The 6,023-nt window shown below is 74.7% G+C and carries 8 protein-coding genes; 4 read left to right on the top strand and 4 right to left on the bottom strand.

Annotated elements, in window-relative coordinates:
- Positions 1-212: VanZ family protein (locus C1I97_RS29210; RefSeq protein WP_146608327.1), on the top strand; the 212-nt coding region annotated here is incomplete at its 5' end.
- A gap of 233 nt (positions 213-445) precedes the next feature.
- Here the strand turns inward: C1I97_RS29210 and C1I97_RS29215 are convergent.
- Together C1I97_RS29215 and C1I97_RS29220 are read right to left on the bottom strand one after the other, a co-directional pair.
- Positions 446-682, bottom strand: coding sequence for a hypothetical protein (locus C1I97_RS29215; RefSeq protein WP_111006120.1), 237 nt, complete (start codon positions 680-682; stop codon positions 446-448).
- Positions 683-738: 56 nt separating this feature from the next.
- Positions 739-1,548 (bottom strand): SDR family oxidoreductase, encoded by an 810-nt coding sequence (locus C1I97_RS29220; protein WP_111006121.1) that lies wholly within the window; start codon positions 1,546-1,548, stop codon positions 739-741.
- A 195-nt stretch (positions 1,549-1,743) separates the two neighbouring features.
- Here C1I97_RS29220 and C1I97_RS29225 point away from each other — a divergent pair, with 195 nt between their 5' ends.
- From C1I97_RS29225 to C1I97_RS29235, 3 genes are all read left to right on the top strand, one after another.
- Positions 1,744-2,400 (top strand): HAD family hydrolase, encoded by a 657-nt coding sequence (locus tag C1I97_RS29225; protein ID WP_111006126.1) that lies wholly within the window; start codon positions 1,744-1,746, stop codon positions 2,398-2,400.
- A 98-nt stretch (positions 2,401-2,498) separates the two neighbouring features.
- Positions 2,499-3,710, top strand: a complete 1,212-nt coding sequence (locus tag C1I97_RS29230) for an FUSC family protein (RefSeq protein ID WP_111006122.1) — start codon at positions 2,499-2,501, stop codon at positions 3,708-3,710.
- 250 nt (positions 3,711-3,960) lie between these two features.
- Positions 3,961-4,989 carry an SDR family oxidoreductase gene (locus tag C1I97_RS29235; RefSeq protein ID WP_111006123.1) on the top strand — a complete coding sequence of 343 codons (1,029 nt, stop codon included), beginning with the start codon at positions 3,961-3,963 and terminating at the stop codon, positions 4,987-4,989.
- Between the two features lie 149 nt (positions 4,990-5,138).
- On the opposite strand, the gene C1I97_RS29240 is transcribed toward C1I97_RS29235, so the two are convergent.
- Positions 5,139-5,327: a hypothetical protein gene (locus tag C1I97_RS29240; protein ID WP_111006124.1), complete on the bottom strand. Its 189-nt coding sequence runs from the start codon at positions 5,325-5,327 to the stop codon at positions 5,139-5,141.
- Positions 5,328-5,427: 100 nt separating this feature from the next.
- A partial coding sequence (locus C1I97_RS29245; RefSeq protein WP_441349165.1) for a DUF6624 domain-containing protein occupies positions 5,428-6,023 on the bottom strand: 596 nt, incomplete at its 5' end.

Raw genomic sequence — 6,023 nt, forward strand, 5'->3', positions numbered from 1 at the left:
TGGTGGCGCCGGGGGCGCGGGGGGTGCTGCGGGTCGTTCTACTGACGGCGACGGTGATGCTGCTGGTGGAGTTCGCGCAGGGGGCGCTGATCACCGGACGGGCCTTCGACATCGACGACGTCATCCTCAACACCTCGGGCGCGCTGGTCGGTTACCTGCTTCTGGGCCGGCGGATGAGCCGGGCGGTGCATGCGCGCAAGCCGCGTCAGTGAGCCTCAGGACTGCTCTCGGGACTCCCCTCGGGACTGGTCCGTACCGAGGTGTTGACGACCGCTCGCCTCACCCCTTCGGCCAAGGCGGCCCCTTCCTCCACGCACAACGGCCGGCGTGCCCGTGCGCGGGCACGCCGTACGGAAGGGAGGGCCGGCCGCGGATCTGGACCCGCACGGGCGGCGCCGGCCGGAACGCCCACCAGAGGTGGACGGCCGGCCGAGCGAACGGCGGCCTAGTGCACGGTCCAGGTGAACTTGTCGCCACCGACCCAGCGGACCACGTCCGGGTCGTCCAGGTCATGGACTCTGATGCCGAAGGCGGCGGCGGCTTCGAGCACGTCGGTGATGGCCTTCGCCTCACCGACCACCTCACCGTCGATCTCCACGATACGGAAGGGCGGATTGCCCGGCTGCACGCTGAGCACCAGGATGCGCGGCCGGGAGATGTAGGGGCTCGCGGCTTCAGTCATGCCTCCAGCGTAGAACGCCGACCGCGGCGGCGGACCCGGCCGTACCGCTGAGGAGGTCAGGGACGCCGCCAGTCGTCGCTGCCCAGGTGCGATCCGGCCATCGGGCCCATCCGGAGCATGCCGCCGTCCACGCTCCAGGACGCCCCGGTGACGTAGGAGGCGTCGGGGCCCGCGAGGAAGGCGATCACGGCGGCGACCTCGCGGGCGTCGCCGGGCCGGCCGAGCGGCACTCCGGGGCGGTGCTCGGTGTGCACGTCGGTGTCCTCCTGGCCGGTCATGGGCGTGGCGATCTCGCCGGGCGCGACCGCGTTCACGGTGATGCCGTGCTCGGCGAGTTCCAGAGCCATCACCTGGGTGAGCAGACCGAGGCCGCCCTTGGCCGCGCAGTACGGTCCGGCACCGACGCGCGGCTGGTGCTCGTGCACGGAGGTCACGTTGACGATCCGGCCGCCGTCGCCCTGCCGGATCATCCGGCGCGCCGCCTTCTGACCGCACAGGAACGGCCCGACCAGGTCCACGTCCAGCACGCGCCGCATGTCGTCCAGGGTGAGGTCGAGGAAGGGTGTGGCCGTGCCGGTGCCGGCGTTGTTGACCAGTACGTCGAGCCGGCCGAGCTCGTCGCACAGCTGGTCCAGCGCGTCCGTGCCGGCGGGCAGGCGGGTGAGGTCCATCCGGGCGACGGCCGCCCGGCGGCCCTTGCCGCGGACCTCCTCGGCGGTCCCTTCCGCGCCCTTCTCGTCGCTGTGCCAGGTGATGCCGATGTCCATCCCCGCCTCGGCCAGGCGTACGGCGGTGGCACGGCCGATACCGGAGTCGGAACCGGTGACCACGGCCACCTTGGTGGCGGGTGCGGCGGGGACGGACATGACGGGCCTCCTGCGGGGCGGATCGACTCGGACGAGGCATCGCAGTACCCGGCGGCGAACCGGGCAAACCGTGCGCCGGGAGCGGCACCGCCGCGGAGGCCGGCAGCCGTCCGGAGTGGCGGACACCTGACGTGGTACCCGTACGACCCCAGGACCGCGTGCGAAAGCCCCCGAAAGGACTCCCGGATGCCCCGGATGGACCGTGCCGCCGTGTTCGACGTCGACGGAACGCTCGTCGACACCAACCACCTCCACGTCACCACCTGGTGGGAGGCCTTCCGGCAGGCGGGCCACCGGGTGCCCATGCACGCCATCCACCGCTCGGTGGGGCTCGGCTCCACCGATCTGATCGCCCACCTGCTCGGCGAGGAGCGCGACAAGGAGCAGGACGCCCGCCTCCGTGCCGCCCACACCGCGCTGTACGCCCAGTACTTCGACCGGCTGCCGGCCCTCGCGGACGCCGGGCGTCTGCTGCGGCGGCTGCACGAGGACGGCTGGACGGTGGTGCTCGCCACCTCGGCGAGCGGCCCGGAGCTGAGCGCGCTGCGCCGCGCCATCGACGCGGACGACGTCATCGCCGCCACGGCCAGCGCCGACGACGTCGAGGAGGGCAAGCCCGCGCCCGAACCGGTCGAGCACGCCCTGGAACTGGCCGGAGTGCCCGCCGAGCGGGCGGTGTTCGTGGGCGACACCGTCTGGGACATGCGGGCCGGCAGCAGGGCCGGGGTGCGCTGTGTGGCCGTCCTGTGCGGCGGCATCCCGCGCGCCGACCTGGAACGGGCCGGCGCGAAGGCGGTCTACGACGATCCCGCGCACCTGCTGGCGTCCCTGGCGGACAGTCCCCTGGCCTGAGCACCGGACAGCCCGGACGACCCTCCGGGCCCGGGCCGGGACGGGCGGTCCCGGCATGTGCCGCGTGGGGCGGCATGATCTCTGGATACCCGCCCGGCATGGCACGTGGGATCCAGGAACAGGAACAGGGAGAGGACGTACGCACCCTCGCGCGCTCGCTCGCCGCCCGGCCGGCCGGGGCGGTGCGCCAGGAGGCACGCTCGGTCGGCCGGGCGGTCCGGGCGGCCTGCCGGGGGCCGGGCCGGGAGCGGGACCTGGTGGTGCAGTCGCTGAAGGCAGCGGGGGCGGCACTGCTCGCCTGGCTCGTGGCGAACGTATGGCTGGGCGACCCGATGGCCCTGATGGCACCGTGGGCGGCGCTGGTCCTGGTGCAGGCGACGGTCTACAGCTCGCTGATGCGGGCGGTGCAGCAGTTCACCGCGATCTGTGCGGGAGCACTGCTCGCCTCGGCGGCACAGGCGGTCACCGACGACACCACGGGGGCGCTCGCGCTGTGCGTACCCGTCCTGATGCTGCTGGCGAACTGGTCCCGCTTCGGCGACCAGGGGGTGTACGGCGCCACCACGGCCCTGTTCACCCTCGCCACGGGCAGCGTCTCCGGCGCCGCGGTCGGCCATCGCCTGGGGCAGGCGGCGCTCGGCGCGGCGATCGGGGTCGCCGTCAACGCGCTGGTCCTGCCGCCGGTCCATCTGCGGGACGTACGGGAGAACCTCGCCGAGCTCGCCCGGGAGACGGCGGACGTGCTGCACGAGATCGCCGCCGGCCTGGACCGGGACGACTGGGACCCGGAGGCGGCGGCCGGCTGGTCCCGCGGCTCGGACCGGCTGGAACGGCGCCTGGAGGCCCTGCACGCGGCCCGGGGCTGGAGCCGGGAGAGCCTGCGCATGCCCAAGGGCGCGCTGCGGACCCTGCGGCGGGTGCCCTCGGACGTGCCGTCCGAGGAGGAGGACGAGCGCTGGAGCCGGATCACCGGCCACATCAGGGCGCTCACCCGGACGCTCGCGGTGGCCACCGACGGCGACCGCGTGCCCGGGCCGCCGGACGGCCACATCCTGCGGATCTACGCCCGGCTGCTGGACCTGATCGCGGACCGGTGCCGGGCGGAGGCCGACCGGTACCGGCACGCGGGAGCCGTACGGCCTCCGGACCGCGAGGCGGAGGCCAGGATGGAGGAGCTGCACGACCGTGTGCAGGAGGCGCTGCGCGAGCAGGCGGGGCGGGAGGCGGCCCGGACGACGGTTCTCGGCTCCCTGCTGCTGCAGGCGGAGAGCGTGTGGGCGGAGAGCGTGCCCGGCGCCGTACGCCGGTGACGCGGATCACCGCGGAACGGGACCTGCGCCGGAACACCGGACGGTGGTTCCCCGTTGAACCGGACGTGGGTGCAAAGGGGACGGTGTCCCCGGCCCCCACCTGAGCCGCCCCGGCCGCGATTCCCCCGTCGCGGCCGGGGCTTTCCCGTCCGCCGCTCCTGTCCGCAACTCCTGTCCGCAGCTCGCGTCGATCGGCCGGGACCGGGTACTCGGTGGCCGCACTGTCAGCCGCCCCCGAGAGGAGCCGAAGGTGAGCAGCGCTTCGGGCAGCAGGGTCGTCGTCACGGGCGCCACCGGCAATGTCGGCACGAGCGTCGTCCGCGTTCTCTCCGAGGACCCGGAGATCGGGTCGGTGCGGGGTCTGGCCCGCCGCATTCCGCAGTGGTCACCGCCGAAGACCGAGTGGTCGGCGGTCGACGTGTCCTCCGAACAGTCCGGCCTGGCCGGGGAGTTCGCAGGCGCCGACGCCGTGGTCCACCTGGCCTGGGCCTTCCAGCCGACGCATGATCCGGCGGTCACCTGGCGGACCAACGTGCTGGGCAGCATCCGGGTCTTCGAGGCGGTGGCCGCCGCACGGGTGCCGGTGCTGGTGCACGCCTCCTCGGTGGGCGCGTACTCGCCGGGGCCGAAGGACCGCGCGGTGGACGAGTCGTGGCCGACCCACGGCTGGCCGGACGCCGCGTACTGCAGGGAGAAGGCGTATCTGGAGCGGGCCCTGGACACCTTCGAGCGGGACCATCCCGACGTGCGGGTGGTGCGTATGCGCCCGGGCTTCCTGTTCAAACGGGAGTCGGCGAGCGAGCAGCGCCGCATCTTCGGCGGCAAGTTCCTGCCGGGGCCGCTGGCCCGGCCCGAGCTGCTGCGGTTCCTGCCGGACGTGCCCGGTCTGCGGGTGCAGGCCCTGCACACCGACGACGCCGCCCGCGCCTACCAGCTGGCCCTGCACCACGAGGTGCGGGGGCCGTTCAACCTCGCCGCCGAGCCGCCGCTGGACGCCAAGGTGCTGGGCGAACTGCTCGGCTCCCGGCCCGTGCGGCTGCCGCGCACCGCCGCGCGCTCGGCGATCGCCGCCGCCTGGGGGCTGCATCTGCTCCCCGCCTCCCCGCACCTCTTCGACGCGGTGCTGCGCCTGCCCCTGATGGACTGCACCCGGGCCCACACCGAACTGGGCTGGCGCCCGGAGCACACGGCGACCGAGGCCGTGCAGGAGTTCCTGCAGGGGCTGCAGAAGGGCGAGGGCGCGGAGACCGAGCCCATGCGGGGCCGCAAGGTCGGCTGAGCGACGCCCGGGCACGCCTCGGCCGGGCGGCCGACCGAGGCCGGTCGGCCTGGCCTGCCCGTCGGCGGCGCACCCTTCGCGACCTGGCCTTCCGGGCCGTCCGCGCCCGGTGTCCTCGACCGGCTGACGGCCCGCGGCGGCGCCGGCCGTCAGCCGGAGGGCTCGTCCGGCACGGGGTGTTCGGACGGCTCGCGTTCGTCGGACGGCTCGCGTCCGGACGGCTCGGTGCCCGGGTGCGGGGCGCTCTCGTCCTCGTCTGTGCGGGCCTGCTGGTCCGGCAGGTCCCGGGGAACGGGCGTGCCGTTCTCGCCGGGTGCCTCACCGCGGTGGTCGGTCACGGCGTACTCCCCTTCTGCCTGTCTCGGCGTCGTCGGGCGACGCGCGAGTACCGTGCCGGTGACCTGCGAAACATGACGGCGCACGGCGCGGGCGGCGGGGTCAGTCGTGCAGGCGCAGCGCCCGCATCTGCTCCTCCAGCGGGCCGAGGCCGACGTCCTGGCGCCGCTCGTCGAGGGTCTGCGGCCGGCGCACGGGGTACGGGCGGAGGGTCACGGGGTTGATCCGCGTCCCGTAGAACTGCGGCTCGCCCTGTTCCACGGCACAGTGGTCGGCGATGTAGGCGAAGTGCACCGCGGGACAGCGGCCGTCCGCCGTGGCCTGCGCGATCAGATCCCGGCACCGCAGCCGGAAGCCCAGGTCGGGGGCGTGCAGCAGGATCATCAGGGCGGCCGTGGAGGCCGGCCCGCCGACCACGTCGGCCGCCGGCCAGCCGTACCGGCGCACGACCGCCGCGAGCGCCTCGGCGTTGTCCCGGTGGCACTGGACCACCCGCCGTCCGTGTTCCGCGGACGGCGCGGCGGCGGCCTCCCTCATCAGCTTCCGGTCCTCCTCGGCCCTGCGCAGCAACTCGGCCGCGACGGCCGGGGCCGGCCGTGGCGGCAGCGGCGTCGTGGCCGGCCCGCCCGGGGGCGCCCCGGTCTCCCCGTCCGCCGGGGCAAGCGGGTCTGGTTCACGTTGCGACGCCGGAGCACAGC

Source organism: Streptomyces sp. NTH33 (genome assembly GCF_003236365.1).
GTDB lineage: Bacteria > Actinomycetota > Actinomycetes > Streptomycetales > Streptomycetaceae > Streptomyces.